The following is an 18,009-nucleotide window of genomic DNA, read 5'->3' as shown; positions in this document are numbered from 1 at the left end:
CCATTCCCTCCTGGTTCCCTATTTTTGTTTCCGATAACTTCTTAGCACGATTTTTTCCAGCTTACGCTTCAAGACGATCTGAATCTCCTCATGTCTGGCAATCTGTTTGACCAGAATCGAATAAACTCCGGCACGATTTGCCCCCCACACATCCGTAAAAATCTGATCTCCTACAAACAGCGTTGTTTCCGGCGTAGTCTGCATACGTTTCATCCCCTCCTGATATCCTCTCGGAGACGGCTTTCCTGCTTTAAACACATAGGGAGTTTTCACCGTATCCGCAAAGGGCTTCACACGGTAATCCTTGTTATTCGAAATCACACAGGTCTGAAAGCCCAATTCCCGCAGATGCTCAAATAATTCTACTGCACGGGCTGTTGCCGGCTGATCATGCTCTACTAATGTGTTGTCCACATCAAACAAAACCCCCCGATATCCCTTTTGATAATACATTTCAAAGGGAATCTCATAAGTGGAATCATATTCTTCCCTGGGATAAAACTGCTGAAACATGGTTTCCTCCTTACATCTGCTTTGCCAGATTGATCATTTCAATCGCTCCGAGAGCACAGTCATAGCCCTTGTTACCTGCCTTTGTACCTGCACGCTCAATGGCCTGCTCGATATTGTCTGTTGTCACAACGCCAAACATTACCGGAATACCGGTCTCCAGAGAAACACTTGCAATCCCCTTGGATACCTCTGCACAGACATAATCATAATGACTTGTGGCACCACGGATCACGGCACCAAGACAGATTACGGCATCATATTTACCGGATTCTGCCATCTTCTTTGCCATGACCGGAATCTCAAATGCTCCCGGCACCCATGCCAATGTAATATCATCATCCTCAACATTGTGACGAACCAGACCATCCCTTGCTCCGGCAATCAGTTTGGATACGATAAATTCATTAAAACGTGCTGCTACAATACCAATTTTTGCTCCTTCTGATACTACTTTTCCCTCTAATACTTTCATGATAATTCTCCTTTTCTATGATATATATCGTTCACTCAAACTTCCCACATCGTACTGGATGTGGGAAGTTTGAGTCATCTACAGTTTCAAAATGTGTCCCATTTTTTCTTTTTTGGTTTTCAGATAGAAGCTGTCATATTTGCCAGGCTCCATCTCGATCGGCACACGCTCTACAATCTCCAGATCATATCCGGCCAGGCCATATACCTTCGCCGGATTATTTGTCATCAGACGAAGCTGATGAATTCCTAAATCCACCAAAATCTGCGTACCTATTGTATAATCTCTTGCATCCTCCGGGAAGCCCAGCTCCAGGTTGGCTTCTACTGTATCGCGTCCGTGATCCTGCAGCTCATAAGCACGGATCTTATTGATCAGTCCAATGCCTCTTCCCTCCTGGCGCATATAAAGCAGAACACCTCTTCCCTCCTTGGCGATCATCTTCATTGCCGCATCGTACTGCTGGCCACAGTCACAACGTGCCGAACCAAGGGCATCTCCTGTCAAACACTCGGAATGAACACGGCACAGAACCGGCTCGCCATCTGTAATATCTCCCATGACAAGCGCCACATGATGCTCGCCATTGAGTTTATTCACATAACCATAAATAGTAAACTGGCCATATCGTGTCGGCATCTTTGCCTTTGCCACACACTCCACCAGCACCTCATGCTCCTTGCGGTACCGGATCAGATCTGCGATCCTGCCGCATTTTAACTGATGCTCCTTTGCGAACTCAAGAATATCCGGCGTTCTTGCCATCGTGCCATCCTCTTTCATAATCTCACAGCACAGTCCCACCGGCTTTAAGCCTGCCAGTCTGCAAAGATCCACGGTTGCCTCCGTATGTCCGTTACGCTCCAGCACACCGCCCTTCTTTGCCAGAAGTGGGAACATATGGCCCGGACGACGAAAATCCGATGGCTTTGCATTGTCGTCTGCCACCATTCTTGCCGTGATCCCCCGCTCATAAGCAGAAATACCTGTAGTAGTATCCTTGTAATCAATGGATACTGTAAATGCCGTACAATGATTGTCTGTATTTTCTGCACACATCTGCGGAAGATTCAGCTTATTGGTATACTCCTCCGACATCGGCATACAGATCAATCCCTTAGCATAACTTGCCATAAAATTTACATTTTCCAGTGTAGCAAACTCTGCCGCACAGATCACATCCCCTTCATTTTCCCGATCCTCGTCATCCATCATCACAACAATCTTTCCCTGACGAAGATCTTCCAACACTTCTTCAATGGTATTAAACTTTGTTTCCATAATCCTCTTGCCTTTCTATTTGTCATTAGAACCCATATTTTGTAAGCATTTCCAGGGTAATGCCCTTTTCCTGCGTTGTATCGTTGGTTTTCTCCGCAGGAATCGTCAGAAAACGCTCGACATATTTTCCTACCGGGTCATTCTCCAGATTGACAATATCGCCTTTCTTTTTGTGTAACAGCGTAGTTTCCTCCCCTGTATGAGGAATCACTGACACGGAAAAGCTCTTGTCTGTGAGAAGTGCCACTGTCAGGCTGATCCCGTCAATGGCAATAGAGCCCTTTTCAATAATATAACGCAGTATTCCTTCCGGAGCCCCAATCTCCACCCACATGGCATTGCCTTCCTTTCTTGTAGAAAGGATCGTTCCGGTGCCATCAATATGACCCGCCACAATATGACCGCCAAATCTGCCATCGGCTGCCATTGCACGCTCCAGATTCACCTGACTGCCTCTGTGAAGAGATCCCAGCGAGCTTCTCCGCAATGTTTCCGCCATCACATCTGCCTGAAATTTTCCCCCTTGCATGGAGGTTACCGTCAGACAGACACCATTGACTGCAATACTGTCGCCGATCTGCGTTCCCTGCAGTACCTTATGAGCTGCCACCGTGAGTACCGCCGATTCACCTCCTGCTGCAATAGAATCAATGGTTCCCACTTCTTCAATAATACCTGTAAACACCTTTTCCTCCTTTCCTGATACCTTCGGGTATTCTATAAGAAAGAAAAAAGTCCCCGCCAAAAACGGGGACATCAAAAAATCATGTATCAATACTTCTCTCATCCAGACTGTACTGTCGGCCTTGGAATCTCACCAAGTCATGTCACAAAAATGACTCACGGGCTGATGTGTCAAAAAAACAGCTTCTGTACACAAATACCGTCGGTCGCGAATTTCACGCTGCCCCGAAGTTTACTTTACGTTCCTTATCATAGCACAGCCGCTTACGGTTTGCAAGAAAAATATCGGGAGCTTCACACTGTGTACCGGAATGATCTCTTCCGGCGTAACACCGGCAACACAATTATATAACATCTGCCTCCATCAGAAGATCTTCACCGAGAGATGTTACTTTGCGGTTTGTCAGGATCCATGCCTGAGCCGGATCATCCACGCCTATGCCTCTCACCGGAGTGAATCCCTCCCCCCCTCCAAACAGCTTCGGCGCAATATAAGCCTGCACATGCTGCACGATCCCTGCCTGCAGGGCGCTGTAATTTAATGTACCGCCTCCTTCCAGAAGGATGCTGTCGATTTTTCGTTCTCCCAGTTTTTCCATCAGATCCGCAAGATCCACTCTGCCATCCTTCTGCCTTGTCACAAGCACCTGCACTCCCTTTTCCTCATAGGCAGCGATCCGCTCCGGATCCTCCTTCACTGTTGCAAGAATGGTTTCTACTTCTTCTGCCGTCCGAACGATCTGACTGTCAAGAGGCGTCCTGAGACTGCTGTCACAAATGATCCGGATAGGATTTCTCCCTTCCGGAATACGGCAGGTCAGCAGCGGATCATCTGCAAGCACCGTCTGCACTCCCACCATAATACCGGTGTATTTATTGCGCATGCGCTGTACATGGGCTCTTGCCTCTTCTCCGGTCACCCATTTACTGGCACCTGTATGACAGGCGATCTTGCCGTCCATAGTCATGGCGTATTTCATGACCACATATGGCGTGTGGGTCGTAATATAATGAAAAAACACATCATTCAGGGCATCGCACTCCTCTTTCAGCACATGGGTTTCCACGGTAATCCCCGCGTCCTGAAGCTGGCGGATTCCCTTTCCTGCCACCAGTGCATTGGGATCATCGGAGCCCACATAAACCTTGCGGATACCGTGCTCTATGATCGCCTGGGTACATGGAGGCTGCTTACCGTAATGACAGCATGGCTCCAGAGTCACATACATTTCCGCTCCTGTGGCATCTGTTTTCAGATTGGCAAAAGCACTCCGTTCTGCATGCAGATCACCGTAACGGGCATGATACCCTTCCGCCAGGATTTCTTCATCTCTGACGATCACGGCCCCCACCAGAGGATTGGGATTGACATGTCCCTCTCCCTTGCGGGCCAGTTCGATGGCTCTTCTCATATATTTTTCATCCATATTTCAAACCTCCATGGCTCTTCTGATATATTTGTTATCTATCCCTCAAACTCCACAGCACTTCTGATATACTTGTTATCTATCCCTCAAACTCCACATTTCATATCTCCCACGCCCATCCATCAAGACTCCAATGCCTTCTGCTGCTTTTCCCGTTCTCTCGCCGCCTTGCTGTAAACACAGCCACAGTAATCCTGCCGGTACAGCTGATACTCAGCCGACAACTCAATTGACTTGAGATAACCGCCCTTTTTCTTAAAATCCGACACCAGATAAGGAATACCATATTCCTGTGCCAGACGCAGACCGATTTCATTGAGCTTTGCTGCATTCTTGTGGGGACTGACAGAAAGTGTGGTGGTAAAGTAGTCAAAGTGATGCTCCTTTGCATACTCTGCCGCCTTTCTCTGCCGCAGCTCATAGCAGGCAAAGCAGCGTTCGCCCCCCTCCGGAAGCTGCTCCATGCCCTTTGCCATAGCAAGAAACACCTCCGGCTCATATGCCCCTTCCACAAACGCAATGGGATACTTTACCGGAAGCTCACCAAGAAGTCTCTGCTGCTCCTTTACCCTCTTCTGATACTCTGCCTGTTCTGTAATATTAGGATTATAATAATAGATTGTAATATGAAAATACTCTGCCAGATAGGAAAGACAATAACTGCTGCAGGGTGCACAGCAGCTGTGCATTAATAGCTTTGGCACCTTTTCTTCCTTTTGGAGATGATCAATGATCTGATCCAGCTCTCTCTGATAATTCACTTTATTCATATCTACATTTACCCCTTTTTGTGATCATTGATCCGACACTTTATTATGCCGCTTTTCTGTCTGATCCGGCACAAACGCACTGAGCAGAACCGTCTGTTTTACTTTCTGATCCGTAAAGCCCCACTGTGAGCGAAGCTCCCCCGGTACATAAGTAAAAAAGACATTTCCAAACAGCATACACAGGATAAATACCCAGAAAAATCCCAGAATCCCCCCTGCCAGCTTATTCATGGTGCCAAGTACCGGAATATGATCCACCAGCTTTAATGCCCGGATACTATGCAGCAGTACAAACTGTAACACCGCAAACACCACAAAAAACACGATGGAGTAAGCAATGCCCTCTGCTGCCGGTTCCAAAGCCTGTCCCGCAAACTGCGCCAGCGCCAACGCACCGCTTCCCATCTGCTTCTCAAGTACAGGCACAAATACAGCCTCTGCCAGCATCTTTTTTAGCGTTCCGGCCGCCAGAACTGCCCCTATATATGCAGCAACCATTGCCACGATCCGGGCAATGGTCACTAAAAATCCTCTATGATATCCTACGAGAACGGACACCAGCATACAAACTCCGATGATCACATCAACGCACGTTGTAATATCCATATCAATCCTCATTTCCAGACAGCCTGCTGCCTGAAAAAATCTGCACAGGCAATTACAATTCTGCCATCTTCTCCACCGTCACAAACGATTACAGAAGAACATCCGCCATATCATACATGCCTGCAGCCTTTCCCTTCAGGAACTTTGCAGCGGCGATAGAGCCCTTTGCAAAAACAGCACGGGAATATGCCGTATGCTTAAAAGTGATCACCTCATCGGTACCGGCAAAGATCACTTCATGATCTCCCACAATCGTGCCACCGCGAACAGCAGAAATACCAAGCTCCTTTTTGTCTCTCTGCTTTCTCACCTGAGAACGGTCATAAACATACTCAAACCGGTTATCCATTGCCTCATTAACAGAGTCTGCCAGTGCAAGAGCCGTGCCGGATGGCGCATCAAGCTTTTTGTTGTGATGCTGCTCCACGATCTCCACGTCAAAACCCTCTTCACAAAGCTTCTGTGCCGCCTCCTTCAAAAGCTTCATTAAAAGATTGATTCCCAGAGACATATTGGCTGATTTCAGTACAGCAACCTTCTCTCCGGTCTGGCGCAGATATGAAAGCTGCTCCTCACTCATACCGGTAGAACACTGCACGATCGGAGTCTGTGTCCTTGCGGCGTAATCCATACGCTTCTCAAAGCCATTGGCAGAAGAAAAATCAATGATAACATCTGCCTTTACATCACACGCATCAATATCGGTAAACACCGGATAGCCGTTGTCTCTATTGTCCACAATGTCAATACCTGCCACGATCCGGCAATCTGCATCCTCCTTTACCAGTCCTGAAATCATCTGTCCCATACGGCCATTACAGCCTACCATAATAATATCTGTCATTTGAACAATCCCGCCTTTCATAATATATGCACACTTTATACTGCAGACCTGATCACTTTCCTGCTGTATATCTGCTTAATTAACTGTGATATCCTTCTCCAGCTCAATTTTGGAGATCACATCCATATATTCCACAAGCTCCTCCGGCAGATTCTGTCCGGTGAGTACCAGTCTGGTATAATCATCCCGCAATTCGATCAGATGAATGATATCCTCTACTGTAATGATCTCCAGATCGATCAGTCCCAGAATCTCATCCAGTACCAAAACATCGCAGCCGCCGGTATCGATCACCTTTCTTGCGAAATTTACACCATTTAAAATATTCTGTGTCTCTTCCTTTTTCTGGGAAGCGAGAAGCTCTGAAAATGATTCTTTTTCCTTTTCAAAACGGAACAGCTTGATATCCGGCTCCAGCTTCTCCAAAAAATTAAACTCCTCCGCATCATTTCCCTTCAGGAACTGGATAATGATCACAGACTGACCAAGACTTGCGGCACGGATGCACTGCCCCACAGCCGCTGATGTCTTTCCCTTTCCCGGTCCGTAAAAAACCTGAACAATACGCCTGTCCATAATTCACCTCTGTACTTTCTTCGTATATTTATCCGGTCTGTTCACGCCCTATGAAACGAAAAAAATGACCGGAGACAAAGAATTTACTCCTTAACTCCAGTCATTCTATCATATTTATAATGAAAAATCCACTCTTTTACATTTCCTCCTCATCAGACTGATATTCCAGCTTGCTGACAGAAACCTCATAAGCGACTCTCTTTTCATATTCTTCTTCGCTGATCTTCTTCTGGTACTCCCTGCTCTGAATTCTGCCCCAGATCTGTACATGTGCTCCTACCTCAAACTGATCGGCATATCTGGCATTTCTGCCCCAGCAGATACATGGAATATAATCTGATTTGCCGTACGGTCTGTTCACTGCCAGTAGTACATCTGCGATCTCACGCCCCAACGGCGTTTTCCGGTATACCGGCTTTTTACAGACATAACCATCCAGAAAGATATGGTTAGGATCCTGTTCTTCCTCCTCCGGCTCCACAATCTCTACTTCTCTTGCAAACACAGACAACACAAGACGATTTCTTGTTTCTTCATGACGGTTATAGGAACGGAACTGGCCATTGGCACGCAGCACATACCCACGGTAATCTGCACGGACATCCAATATCCTCTCCGAAACCATAACCGGAATGATGTCATTGGAATTGCTCAGACGGCTCACTTCGATATCTACCGTATAGAAGTCCTCTCCGTATACCGTATGACTGTACCCAAATTCACCTACCACCCTTCCTGCAATTGTCACCTGGTTATTTGTAAAAACCTTATCCAACATATTTTTTCCTCCCTTTTCCTTTTACGGGTCTCCCGTCCCGTATGCATTGTAACTTCATTAATAAATGTATATTTGGCTCCTTTCGGTGCTAGAACTATTATGCCACATTTTTCCTGTTTTTAAACGGGCTTCCGGACGACAAATCACGACGTCTGCTATCACCAGACACAAATGTCCTACCCAATTCGCCCAAAAATACATATTCCTTCTACAATCTTATCAGAACTCGTGCAAAACTTCATCATTTTTTTGTGACTTTTTCTTACTTGTATAATGACGTGACAATCGGTATACTAATGTATTGGTGATTTATTTTGCAAAAAAGAGAAAAGCGATGAGATATCGCCGCATATTGAGAAAGGACTTGAACAATTATGATGCAGAAACGTGAAGACGTCAGAAATATTGCAATTATTGCACACGTTGACCATGGTAAAACTACGCTGGTGGACGAGCTTTTAAAGCAGAGTGGTGTATTCCGCTCCAACCAGGAGGTGGCCGAACGTGTCATGGATTCCGGCGATATCGAACGGGAACGTGGAATTACAATTTTATCCAAAAATACAGCCATTACTTATAAGGATACTAAGATCAATATTATCGACACACCGGGACACGCTGATTTCGGCGGCGAGGTAGAGCGTGTCTTAAAAATGGTAAACGGAGTTGTTCTGGTAGTAGATGCCTTTGAGGGTGCTATGCCACAGACAAAGTTTGTATTAAAGAAGGCTCTGGAATTAGAGCTTCCGGTTATTGTATGTATCAACAAGATCGATCGTCCGGAGGCACGTCCGGAGGAAGTTGTAGACGAGGTTCTGGAGCTTTTTATTGATCTGGATGCCAATGAGGAGCAGCTTGACTGCCCATTTATCTATGCTTCCGCCAAGGAAGGTATCGCTTCCTACAGTGCGGATGAACCGGGCAAAGATATGGTTCCTTTGTTTGATACGATCCTTGATTATATTCCTGCTCCGGAGGGCGATCCGGATGCCGGAACACAGGTACTGATCAGTACCATTGATTACAATGAGTATGTAGGACGTATTGGTATCGGCAAGATTGATAACGGCTCCGTAAAAGTAAATCAGGATGTCGTTATTGTCAACCATCATGATGACTCCAAATCCCAGAGAGTCCGCATCACAAAGCTTTACGAGTTTGACGGACTTCAGAAGGTAGAGGTGCCGGAAGCGACCATCGGTTCCATCGTTGCGATTTCCGGTATTTCAGATATCCATATCGGAGATACCATCTGCTCTCCGGAGAATCCGGTTGCTATTCCATTCCAGAAGATCTCCGAGCCAACCATCGCCATGCATTTTATGGTAAACGATAGCCCACTGGCCGGTCAGGAAGGAAAATATGTTACCTCACGCCATCTGCGTGACCGTCTGTTCAGCGAGTTGAACTCTGATGTCAGCCTTCGTGTGGAGGAGACAGATAATATGGACAGCTTCAAGGTATCCGGCCGTGGAGAGCTTCATCTCTCTGTCCTGATCGAAAACATGCGCCGTGAAGGCTATGAATTTGCCGTAAGCAAAGCAGAGGTTCTCTATCACACGGATGAGCGCGGCAAAAAGCTGGAGCCAATGGAGCGTGCATTTATCGATGTACCGGATGAATTCTCCGGAAGCGTCATCGAAAAGCTCAGCAACCGTAAAGGTGAGCTTCAGGGAATGGGTTCCATCGGCGGCGGATATACCAGACTGGAATTTTTAATTCCATCCAGAGGTCTGATCGGCTATCGTGGAGAATTTATGACAGATACTAAGGGAAACGGTATTATCAATACAACATTCGAAGAGTATGGTCCATATAAGGGCGATATGAATTATAGAAAACAGGGATCCCTGATTGCTTTTGAGTCCGGCGAGACTGTTGCTTATGGTCTGTTTAACGCCCAGGATCGTGGTACTCTCTTTGTGGGACCCGGCGAGAAGGTTTACAGTGGTATGGTCATTGGACAAAATGGTAAAGCAGAGGATATTGAGTTAAACGTCTGCAAGACAAAGCATCTCACCAACACACGATCTTCTTCTGCAGATGATGCCTTAAAGCTTGTACCACCAAAGAAGCTGAGCCTGGAAGAGGCTCTGGAGTTCATTGATACCGATGAGCTTTTGGAGATCACTCCAACCAGCCTCCGTATCCGTAAGAAGATTCTGGATTCCACTCTTCGTTTCCGCAGCAAGAAAAATGCTCAGAACAACTAAACAGAACGGCTTAATTTCATATAAAATTCTTTGATCTGCTGCCATGACAGATGTTCCTGTTGTGGCAGCATTTCTATTCCCGCCATTGCCATATTCACCAGCAATTCTATGTCCTCTGCCGGAATCCAGAGCATCTCCTCCGGTCTGTCTTTTCTCCTCTCAAGTATTTGTTCCAGCTTTTTCGCCGTCTTTGTCTCTGTCAATAGATCCACATAACGTACCGCCAGTAATATTCCCATCCACAATGGCATTCCATAGCGCAGCCATAATGGTTCTGCCAGCTCCTCCCACAGATAACGGCTGTCTCTTCTCTCCTCTCTGCTTCCCGGCACGCATTTTTTAAGCTCCGTCACATTCCGGGATAACGCCGTGAAGATTCTCTTCTGCTCCGTTCCATGCACAGGCGGTATCACAACCAGATCTTCCTCCTGCCATCCGGCTCTTCCCAGATATAATGTCACACCGTCACGGTCACGAATCCACAAAAGTTCCCTTTTTATCATCTGCTCCCACATGATCTCTGTCGAAAGGAATACCACCGGAGGTCTTTTTTCATATTCCCCGGTGCCGGAAATATCCTGATTTCTATTCCAGCAGACCTCCTGCAGCATCCTGATATTTCCAATGGCAATCACATATTCTGGTCTGATCTGCCGCAGCCGTTCCGCCACATTCCCATTTTTCTGCCACGGGATACGATCTACCTGACAATATAGACGCAATTCTGTCAAAAACTTCTGATGCCAGGTCTCTTCCGTGAAATATATGTCATTGCAGCACAAAAGGACAGCCATATGGCTGCCCTTTCTTTCAAGAACCCACGATTTCCAGTTTTTTACAAATGCTTCCGTGGTGATGATCTTCATTCCTTATCTCCCTCATCCGTTTTATCCGCCGGTGTCTGCGTCGGAGCTTCTGTTGCCCCGGGTTCCTCCGTTGCGCTGCTGTCTGACTTGTCTTCAGCATTATCATCCTTTTCAATCTTTACCGTCACATACTCCGTCTTTACAATCGCACTGCTATCCCTCAGATCCAGATGAACCTTCAGACGGTGCTTTCCACGACGCAGTCCTTCGCAATCGACATAGGCACTGTAATCATCCACAGTAATCTCATCCAGAACAGAAGAGATTCCCTGGATCGTTATGCTGACCACATCTCTGTCCCCAACAATACGTGCTGCCAGATGATCCGACAGGGAAGCGAATTTAATATCCTTCACCGGAATGGATATTTTTTTGCTCATCAGCTTTTCAATGCCGATCCGCAGAGACACCTGTGCATAATCGGCCAGCACAGACACACCATCCGGCAGGTAATCCTGAATGCTGATATTTTGTTCCACAGAACCTGTGGTACTCTGCATTCCGGTAATATCCACCGGCACATTGACCTCGCTGATATTGGCAAGATCCTTTTTACCACCTGCCACCTGTATGGTCTCCGGCTGGCACTCCGCATCCACAAACTCATATCCCGATGCCGGTTTTCCGGTTATCTTTATATTGACAGGTATTGTCTTGGTCTTTAATACCTGGACATTCACCCGGACCTTACGCACTCCATAATTCAGGGTACTGGACTCGATCACCTTTCCATCCGCATCATATGCAACCGGGGTAACTCTCTTTTTTAAGTTCTCACCGATTCCGCTGACATTGACCGTTACACGAACAGAATCAATCTTGTCGATCACACCCTTACCACCTGTCACCTCCAGCATGTTGGGACTTGCCAGACATTCCCCCACACTGTATCCGGCCTGTGGCGTACCGTTCGTTACTACTGTAACCTTGATCTGTTTGCTGGCCTTATCCTCCAGAGAGACCTTCAACACACTATTACACTCCAATACCGGCTCGTCAGATACTGTTTTCTTTAATTCCGGCACAATGGCCACCGCATTAACTGCCGACAGATCAGAGAGATCCGCCGTAGCACGGATATCGTCGGCTTTCAGTCTGTCTACAATGCTTTTTTTGCCCTTTACCCGGACTTGTGCCGTGCTTCCCTCAATAATTTCATATACCTTATTGACAGAGGAAAGTGCATCCTCATTGATGGTTTCAACCTCTACATTAAAGATCCGTTCCTTATAAGGATCTTCAATATTTACGATTGCCACCCAGACCACAATCGCCGTAGCAAGGGCAAGCAGCTTAATTCCTATATTATTGATGATATATTTCTGTACAAAATCCTTATGTCCTGTATCCCCGGAATTGTTATGCCGTATGCTTTTCTCCTGCTTGTTATCCATATCTCTAACCATGCCTTTCCAACTGTGTGGTATCTGTCCTTCCGCCACAAAGCTACATGTATCATCCCCGCCGGTTACTCTGCCCTGCCGCTATCTGTACGGCGCAGCCCCTTCCAGCGTTTCTTTTCTGTATCATCTCCTGATTTCCCCTGCATTTCTGTCAACTTCTTTCGCAGCAGATCTCCGTCAATATTCCGCAAAAGCTTTCCTCCCACTGCAACAGAAATCCTGCCTGTCTCCTCGGAAACAATGATCGTCAGGCTGTCCGTCACCTCGCTGATTCCCACACCGGCACGATGTCTGGTTCCAAGCTCCTTTGACAACCCCATATTGTCGGACAAAGGCAGATAACAGGTCGCCGACACGATCCTGTCCCCCCGAATGATCACGGCTCCATCGTGAAGAGGGGTATTATGCTCAAAAATATTAACCAGAAGCTGACTGCTAATGGTGGAATCCAGTTCAATTCCTGTCCTTTCGTATTCGGACAGATCAATGTCCTTTTCCATTATGATCAGGGCTCCCGTCTTCGCCTTGGCCATTTCTACCGTTGCCTTCACGATCTCATTAATACTGCGCTCTGAAAAACGCTCATTTTGATTTCGGGTATCATCAAATGGAATCAATGTAGAAACGATCTTTTTCTGTCCAAGTTCTTCCAACGCCCGGCGAAGCTCTGGCTGGAATACGATCATCAGTGCCGTAATACCAATGGAGATCGTCCTCTCAAAGATCCAGACAATAACATTCATCCGCAGAATGTATGCGATCACATAACACGCCAAAAGAACAATAATTCCCTTTAACAGCATCCATGCTCTTGTATTTTTAATCCACAATGCTACATGATAGATCACAAATGCCAGTATCACAATCTCCAAAATATCTATCACTGATACCTTGGGTAAATTGATCACATGTATATATTCCTTTAAGGATGCAACAATAGAGTTCATACTTCCTCCTAATCCCGTTTATCCTGTTATTTTTATTTTTCTTCACCTGATCCGGTCTTCGCCGTTTGTTCCGATCGGATCTGCCCGGACTCACTCTCTGCTTTCTTTGATGAAACGCCAAAACGTCCTTCTCCCAGCAAGTGGGCATTAAATCGTTTGACTCTCTTTTCTCCTACTGCAATGTTCATTTTCGGCACAGCCTTGACATAATAACAGTATTCATCATCTTCAAACTGAAGATACTCCACAGCCGAATAATTTAACACAAGCTGAAAGAACTGTATCAGCCACGCAAGTATTCCGCAGATGACAGATTGTACCAGAAGATATACGACATGTACCTGTATATTGAACGGAAAACTCAGCACCAGGATCAGCAGGATATTAACGATCACTCCCGCAACAATTGCTGTTTCATAGACATAATGAAACTCCTGGCTGCAGATCATATTTACGATAACCATCACGATGGCAAAAACCGCAATAACAAGATACATCTCTTTATTGGAAAATATCATCTGGAACGCCTGATTAAATAATACCATACTTTCCTCGGTAGCGGTACCGATCACCGTGGTAATACACTTGATCGTATAATAACAGACCACCCCGCAGCTCATAGGGATCACAGCCACCGGTGCACCGATCAGCCCCAGAAGGATTGGCACCAGATATGGCAGATGTAGTCCATACAAAATCGGAACTGCCAGGATCACATAACCGTGTTCCGGTAAAAAGCGCAGATAGATCAGATATGCAATCAGAAAGATCAGCAGAATGACTAATGCAAGGGAAACGGATACATAATACACATGAAAAACAGTATATGCAGCGGCAAGAAACAATAGCACCGACATCGGCAGCACCGTATTCACTACCGAAAACGCCACAATCACATACCATGATTTTAAAACCGGATTGTACCCCACCAGCTGATTGATCGAAAAAAATGTAATAAAAGAAAGGAGCAGTCGAAAAAGCGCATTCACTATCCGGGCGTGATCCTGATAAAACCGGATCAGCCGTTCTCTAATCACCAATAAATGCGTCATTCTCCGCTTACCTCCCTGCTCTGTTCATAAAATAATTCCATTTTTTTAAGCTCTGCCAGATATGCTCTGCGTTTATTCTGAATGCGATGGTATTTGGCCGAATAAATAATTACCGTAAAAAAGGCACAGCCTAACAGGATCAACAGATAAACAGCAAGTGCTCCCGCTGCAAGACTGCCTATTTCAGGTAATCTGACTTTAGATAAAAGATATTCAAAATGGTACAATGCAATCAAAAACAACACCAGCACATATGCAACAGAATAGCTCCAAAGAGTCACCAGTAAATGAGAACGTATATAATCTATTCTGTAATAGCCTGCTTCCTTCAGCTCCGTGTGCAGCGGCTCCTGCTCATACCTTGCCAGATTTACCATAATCCGAAGCTTTTCCTCGTTTACCATACGAATCCCATTTCCCTTCATGATCACATTTTCAGAGACTTTAACCATATTTCATCATAACATGTAGATTTTCCGATTTCAACTCTTTCTTGTACAATTTAGATAAAAAAAGAAGGAAATTTTTTACATAAAATCACGTCTCCGGGTATGTCTGTTTCCATTGAAATATGATAAACTAATAACGATAATTTTGAAGGGAGCCCCAATCATGATCCAGAACAAGAAAATAGCAGCCGTTTGTGTTGCCGAAATGCAGAACGATGATATCCAAAGTATATTATACCCGTTAAACGAGGCACTCTCTGAAATCGGATGGCGTATGATCATTTTTGACAGCTGCACCGATTTCTTTCTCAAAAACGCTTTCGACGAAGGGGAAGCCCATTTGTTTCAATTATTAAATCACGATTATATCGATGCTGTTTTAATAATGTCAAGAACCATTAAAAACGACGAGATCCAGAATCAGATCATTAACCGCGCCAGACAGAACGGAACACCGGTTCTTCTGATCGACAGTGATACCCGGCCGGAGGGTACGATCCAGATCAGCTTTGATGAAAGTGATGCCTTCGAACGGCTGGTGCTTCATCTGGTGGAAGATCACCATTTTACCCGGATCAATTGTATTGCGGGCATCAAAGACAATCCAATCTCCGAGCACAGAGTACAGATCTTCCGGGAAATACTGGCAGATCATAACATTCCTTTTGATGAGAGCCAACTGGGCTATGGTAATTTTTATGCCCAGCCGACCCGGAAGGTAATGGAAACATTTCTTCAACAGGCGGAACTTCCGGAAGCCATTGTCTGTATTAACGACAGCATGGCCATCACCGTATGTGATATTTTATCTGAAAACAATATCGCCATTCCGGAGCAGGTCACCGTAACGGGATTTGATGGGATTGAGCAGGAGAAATGCAACTATCCCCGTATCACCACCTGCCGCAGGGATATGGATGCTTTTGCCAGATATGTGGGAGAGATCCTGGAACAAATCCTGCAGGCTTCCACCCACGAGACACACTATACCTTTCCATACACTTTTGATCCTTCCGAATCCTGTGGCTGCCGTCAGTGCAGGATGCTGAACATCAACCGTTCCATCAATACACTGTATGCCCAGATGAATGATTCCGTCAATTACAATCGTTCGATGAATAATATGAACGCCAAAATGACCAATCTGAAAAGCATCACTGATCTGCATACCATCTCACGTTACTATATCCCATTTGACGGATATATCTGCACCAATGCGGATTTTGATATACAGGATCATCTGGAACCTTCTGACGATTTGGTGTTTACCCCGGTCGTGGATGCCAAATTCTGTTTTGATGATCTGAATTATAATAAAAGTCTCCCAATCCAGTCGGGAGAACTGATTCCTGACTGGTCCGCCTTTTTTGCCCAGCCCGCTCCTCTTGTAATATCCTGTCTGCATCACCAGCAGGAGGTTTACGGATACACAGCAATCTTTGCCGACCGCAGCAGATATCAGGGATATGGCTATGGACTGCACCGTATGCAGCGTTTTGTTTCCAATCTGAACAACTGTATTGGAATGTATCTGCAAAAGAACAACCTGCAGGCATCCAACAAAAAGCTTCGTGATGTACAAAATAAAATTATCGTAAGCTTCGCGGATCTGGTGGAATCCCGTGATACCTGCACCGGACAACATATTAAACGGACCAGCGAATATCTCCGTATCCTTGTGCAGTACATGGCAACCATGCCAAAATATTCCGAGCTGTTGACCAAAAAATATCAGACGTTAATGTGTAAAGCAGCACCTCTTCATGACATTGGCAAGATCAAGGTATCCGATGTCATTCTGAATAAACCGGGGAGACTGGACAATGACGAGTTCGAAAAGATTAAGTGCCACGCCCTGGAAGGCAGTGAGATTATCCGGGATACCCTGACCAACATCGAGGATAATGATTATCTCCAGATTGCACACGATATGGCATTATTCCATCACGAGAAATGGGATGGCAGCGGTTATCCATGCCATCTGTGTGGCGAAGAAATTCCTCTGTGTGCCCGGATCATGGCAATCGTGGATGTCTTTGATGCCCTCACAAGCAAGCGGATCTACAAGGAAGCCTATTCTGCCGATCAGGCATTTCGTATTCTGGAGGAATCCAGCGGCTCCCATTTTGATCCGGAGGTGCTTGCAGCATTCCTGACGATCCGGCCGGAGATAGAAAAGGCATTATATAATAACCACAAGGCTCAGGTATAGCCATTGCAAATAAATCCATAATCCAAAAGACTGAGACAGTCCCGGTGAACTTTCATTCACTCTGCAACTCTCTCAGCCTTTATTCATTCACATTTTATTGTATATATTCCAGAATTCTTTTTTTATATTCCAAAAATTCCGGAGAGATCTTAAACTCCTCTGCTCCCGGCTTCTTTCCTGACACTGTGATCTCATCCTGTATCACAGCCGGTGTCCCTCCCAGAATATAGATCCGGTCAGACAATATAATTGCCTCATCCATATCATGGGTAATGAACAGCGTTGACATATGGATTTCTTCCATAATTGATAAATACCACTGGTGCATTTTCCCCTTGGTAATAGTATCCAGTGCACTAAAGGGCTCATCCAGCAGCGCAACCTCCTGTGAAAACAGATACGTCCGCAACAACGCGGCTCTCTGACGCATGCCTCCCGACAGCTGAGCCGGATATTTCTTTTCATATCCGGAAAGACCAAACTCCTCAAAATAAGCTGCTGCTTTCTCTCTCGCTGTTCTTATGCGTCTCCAGGGCCAAATCTTCCCCTCCCCTGACGTTTTTTTGATTATCAACGGAAGTGCCACATTATCCAAAACAGTTTTGTACGGAAGCATCATATCCTTCTGCAGCATATAGCTGATCTTCCCCGGCTTTCCAGTCACATCCTCTCCGTCCAGAAGCACTCTGCCCTCATCGGGCATCAACAGCCCCGAAATAATGTGGAACAATGTACTTTTTCCAACTCCGCTGGCACCCAGAATACAGACGATCTCTCCTTCCTCCAGCGTCAATGAAACGGATTCCAGTACTTTTTTGTCTCCAAAAGATTTCGACACATTTTCCACAACAAGCCTCATCTTACTTCTACATCCCTTTCCCAGCCCGCATATAGGGGGCTGCAGACACAAAATTGC

General features: G+C 45.8%; 18 protein-coding genes and 1 riboswitch. Of the genes, 2 read left to right on the top strand and 16 right to left on the bottom strand.

Annotated elements, in window-relative coordinates; translation table 11 throughout:
• Nucleotides 1-18: 18 nt before the first annotated feature.
• The 10 genes from H8704_RS03180 to H8704_RS03135 all read right to left on the bottom strand — a co-directional run bounded on the left by H8704_RS03180 (nucleotide 19) and on the right by H8704_RS03135 (nucleotide 7,951).
• Entirely contained in the window at nucleotides 19-513 is a 495-nt protein-coding gene (locus H8704_RS03180) for a YqeG family HAD IIIA-type phosphatase (RefSeq protein WP_249297305.1), read from the bottom strand.
• A gap of 10 nt (nucleotides 514-523) precedes the next feature.
• Nucleotides 524-985, bottom strand: a complete 462-nt coding sequence (gene ribH, locus H8704_RS03175) for a 6,7-dimethyl-8-ribityllumazine synthase (RefSeq protein ID WP_022464504.1) — start codon at nucleotides 983-985, stop codon at nucleotides 524-526.
• A 78-nt stretch (nucleotides 986-1,063) separates the two neighbouring features.
• Nucleotides 1,064-2,266, bottom strand: a complete 1,203-nt coding sequence (locus H8704_RS03170) for a bifunctional 3,4-dihydroxy-2-butanone-4-phosphate synthase/GTP cyclohydrolase II (RefSeq protein ID WP_022464505.1) — start codon at nucleotides 2,264-2,266, stop codon at nucleotides 1,064-1,066.
• Nucleotides 2,267-2,291: 25 nt separating this feature from the next.
• The gene (locus H8704_RS03165) at nucleotides 2,292-2,951 is read right to left on the bottom strand and encodes a riboflavin synthase (protein ID WP_249297303.1); all 660 of its coding nucleotides are present in this window, start codon (nucleotides 2,949-2,951) and stop codon (nucleotides 2,292-2,294) included.
• An 86-nt stretch (nucleotides 2,952-3,037) separates the two neighbouring features.
• A riboswitch (FMN riboswitch) is annotated at nucleotides 3,038-3,187 on the bottom strand.
• Between the two features lie 107 nt (nucleotides 3,188-3,294).
• Nucleotides 3,295-4,377 carry a bifunctional diaminohydroxyphosphoribosylaminopyrimidine deaminase/5-amino-6-(5-phosphoribosylamino)uracil reductase RibD gene (gene ribD / locus H8704_RS03160; protein ID WP_249297301.1) on the bottom strand — a complete coding sequence of 361 codons (1,083 nt, stop codon included), beginning with the start codon at nucleotides 4,375-4,377 and terminating at the stop codon, nucleotides 3,295-3,297.
• Nucleotides 4,378-4,499: 122 nt separating this feature from the next.
• Entirely contained in the window at nucleotides 4,500-5,147 is a 648-nt protein-coding gene (locus H8704_RS03155) for an epoxyqueuosine reductase QueH (RefSeq protein WP_249297299.1), read from the bottom strand.
• A 24-nt stretch (nucleotides 5,148-5,171) separates the two neighbouring features.
• The gene (locus H8704_RS03150) at nucleotides 5,172-5,753 is read right to left on the bottom strand and encodes a CvpA family protein (protein ID WP_249297297.1); all 582 of its coding nucleotides are present in this window, start codon (nucleotides 5,751-5,753) and stop codon (nucleotides 5,172-5,174) included.
• Between the two features lie 88 nt (nucleotides 5,754-5,841).
• Nucleotides 5,842-6,597, bottom strand: coding sequence for a 4-hydroxy-tetrahydrodipicolinate reductase (gene dapB / locus H8704_RS03145; RefSeq protein ID WP_249297295.1), 756 nt, complete (start codon nucleotides 6,595-6,597; stop codon nucleotides 5,842-5,844).
• Between the two features lie 75 nt (nucleotides 6,598-6,672).
• Nucleotides 6,673-7,173: a cob(I)yrinic acid a,c-diamide adenosyltransferase gene (locus H8704_RS03140; RefSeq protein WP_022464511.1), complete on the bottom strand. Its 501-nt coding sequence runs from the start codon at nucleotides 7,171-7,173 to the stop codon at nucleotides 6,673-6,675.
• A 136-nt stretch (nucleotides 7,174-7,309) separates the two neighbouring features.
• Nucleotides 7,310-7,951: a single-stranded DNA-binding protein gene (locus tag H8704_RS03135; protein WP_022464512.1), complete on the bottom strand. Its 642-nt coding sequence runs from the start codon at nucleotides 7,949-7,951 to the stop codon at nucleotides 7,310-7,312.
• A gap of 374 nt (nucleotides 7,952-8,325) precedes the next feature.
• On the opposite strand from H8704_RS03135, the gene typA reads away from it, so the two are divergent.
• Nucleotides 8,326-10,164 (top strand): translational GTPase TypA, encoded by a 1,839-nt coding sequence (gene typA, locus H8704_RS03130; protein ID WP_022464513.1) that lies wholly within the window; start codon nucleotides 8,326-8,328, stop codon nucleotides 10,162-10,164.
• Here the strand turns inward: typA and H8704_RS03125 are convergent.
• From H8704_RS03125 to H8704_RS03105, 5 genes are all read right to left on the bottom strand, one after another.
• Complete coding sequence (locus H8704_RS03125; protein ID WP_249297292.1) at nucleotides 10,161-11,030, bottom strand: hypothetical protein; 870 nt, start codon at nucleotides 11,028-11,030, stop codon at nucleotides 10,161-10,163. The two genes, typA and H8704_RS03125, sit on opposite strands and share 4 nt — an antisense overlap.
• Nucleotides 11,027-12,424, bottom strand: a complete 1,398-nt coding sequence (locus tag H8704_RS03120) for a CdaR family protein (RefSeq protein ID WP_249297291.1) — start codon at nucleotides 12,422-12,424, stop codon at nucleotides 11,027-11,029. The genes H8704_RS03125 and H8704_RS03120 overlap by 4 nt, the downstream gene beginning before the upstream one ends.
• Before the next feature lie 74 nt (nucleotides 12,425-12,498).
• Nucleotides 12,499-13,380 carry a diadenylate cyclase CdaA gene (gene cdaA / locus H8704_RS03115; RefSeq protein ID WP_022464516.1) on the bottom strand — a complete coding sequence of 294 codons (882 nt, stop codon included), beginning with the start codon at nucleotides 13,378-13,380 and terminating at the stop codon, nucleotides 12,499-12,501.
• A gap of 32 nt (nucleotides 13,381-13,412) precedes the next feature.
• A complete protein-coding gene (locus tag H8704_RS03110) occupies nucleotides 13,413-14,432 on the bottom strand; it encodes a hypothetical protein (protein ID WP_118678995.1) in 1,020 nt (339 codons plus the stop codon).
• Nucleotides 14,429-14,836, bottom strand: a complete 408-nt coding sequence (locus H8704_RS03105; protein ID WP_118678993.1) for a hypothetical protein — start codon at nucleotides 14,834-14,836, stop codon at nucleotides 14,429-14,431. Before H8704_RS03105 ends, H8704_RS03110 begins: the two co-directional genes overlap by 4 nt.
• Before the next feature lie 208 nt (nucleotides 14,837-15,044).
• On the opposite strand from H8704_RS03105, the gene H8704_RS03100 reads away from it, so the two are divergent.
• Entirely contained in the window at nucleotides 15,045-17,093 is a 2,049-nt protein-coding gene (locus tag H8704_RS03100) for an HD domain-containing phosphohydrolase (protein WP_022464519.1), read from the top strand.
• 94 nt (nucleotides 17,094-17,187) lie between these two features.
• Here H8704_RS03100 and H8704_RS03095 read toward each other — a convergent pair whose 3' ends face one another.
• Nucleotides 17,188-17,952, bottom strand: coding sequence for an ABC transporter ATP-binding protein (locus H8704_RS03095; protein ID WP_118678989.1), 765 nt, complete (start codon nucleotides 17,950-17,952; stop codon nucleotides 17,188-17,190).
• Between the last annotated feature and the right edge of the window lie 57 nt (nucleotides 17,953-18,009).

It is taken from the genome of Jutongia huaianensis, from assembly GCF_014384985.1.
Lineage (GTDB): Bacteria > Bacillota > Clostridia > Lachnospirales > Lachnospiraceae > Jutongia > Jutongia huaianensis.
The sequence above is the reverse complement of the archived record's forward strand: the minus strand, read 5'-3'. Positions and strand labels throughout refer to the sequence as shown.

What these genes read in the sequence shown, in the direction of transcription:
- H8704_RS03180 (WP_249297305.1), bottom strand. Translation starts at nt 513, where the DNA reads ATGTTTCAGCAGTTTTATCCCAGGGAAGAATATGATTCCACTTATGAG.
- ribH (WP_022464504.1), bottom strand. Translation starts at nt 985, where the DNA reads ATGAAAGTATTAGAGGGAAAAGTAGTATCAGAAGGAGCAAAAATTGGT.
- H8704_RS03170 (WP_022464505.1), bottom strand. Translation starts at nt 2,266, where the DNA reads ATGGAAACAAAGTTTAATACCATTGAAGAAGTGTTGGAAGATCTTCGT.
- ribD (WP_249297301.1), bottom strand. Translation starts at nt 4,377, where the DNA reads ATGGATGAAAAATATATGAGAAGAGCCATCGAACTGGCCCGCAAGGGA.
- H8704_RS03155 (WP_249297299.1), bottom strand. Translation starts at nt 5,147, where the DNA reads ATGAATAAAGTGAATTATCAGAGAGAGCTGGATCAGATCATTGATCAT.
- H8704_RS03150 (WP_249297297.1), bottom strand. Translation starts at nt 5,753, where the DNA reads ATGGATATTACAACGTGCGTTGATGTGATCATCGGAGTTTGTATGCTG.
- dapB (WP_249297295.1), bottom strand. Translation starts at nt 6,597, where the DNA reads ATGACAGATATTATTATGGTAGGCTGTAATGGCCGTATGGGACAGATG.
- H8704_RS03140 (WP_022464511.1), bottom strand. Translation starts at nt 7,173, where the DNA reads ATGGACAGGCGTATTGTTCAGGTTTTTTACGGACCGGGAAAGGGAAAG.
- H8704_RS03135 (WP_022464512.1), bottom strand. Translation starts at nt 7,951, where the DNA reads ATGTTGGATAAGGTTTTTACAAATAACCAGGTGACAATTGCAGGAAGG.
- typA (WP_022464513.1), top strand. Translation starts at nt 8,326, where the DNA reads ATGATGCAGAAACGTGAAGACGTCAGAAATATTGCAATTATTGCACAC.
- H8704_RS03125 (WP_249297292.1), bottom strand. Translation starts at nt 11,030, where the DNA reads ATGAAGATCATCACCACGGAAGCATTTGTAAAAAACTGGAAATCGTGG.
- H8704_RS03120 (WP_249297291.1), bottom strand. Translation starts at nt 12,424, where the DNA reads ATGGATAACAAGCAGGAGAAAAGCATACGGCATAACAATTCCGGGGAT.
- cdaA (WP_022464516.1), bottom strand. Translation starts at nt 13,380, where the DNA reads ATGAACTCTATTGTTGCATCCTTAAAGGAATATATACATGTGATCAAT.
- H8704_RS03110 (WP_118678995.1), bottom strand. Translation starts at nt 14,432, where the DNA reads ATGACGCATTTATTGGTGATTAGAGAACGGCTGATCCGGTTTTATCAG.
- H8704_RS03105 (WP_118678993.1), bottom strand. Translation starts at nt 14,836, where the DNA reads ATGGTAAACGAGGAAAAGCTTCGGATTATGGTAAATCTGGCAAGGTAT.
- H8704_RS03100 (WP_022464519.1), top strand. Translation starts at nt 15,045, where the DNA reads ATGATCCAGAACAAGAAAATAGCAGCCGTTTGTGTTGCCGAAATGCAG.
- H8704_RS03095 (WP_118678989.1), bottom strand. Translation starts at nt 17,952, where the DNA reads ATGAGGCTTGTTGTGGAAAATGTGTCGAAATCTTTTGGAGACAAAAAA.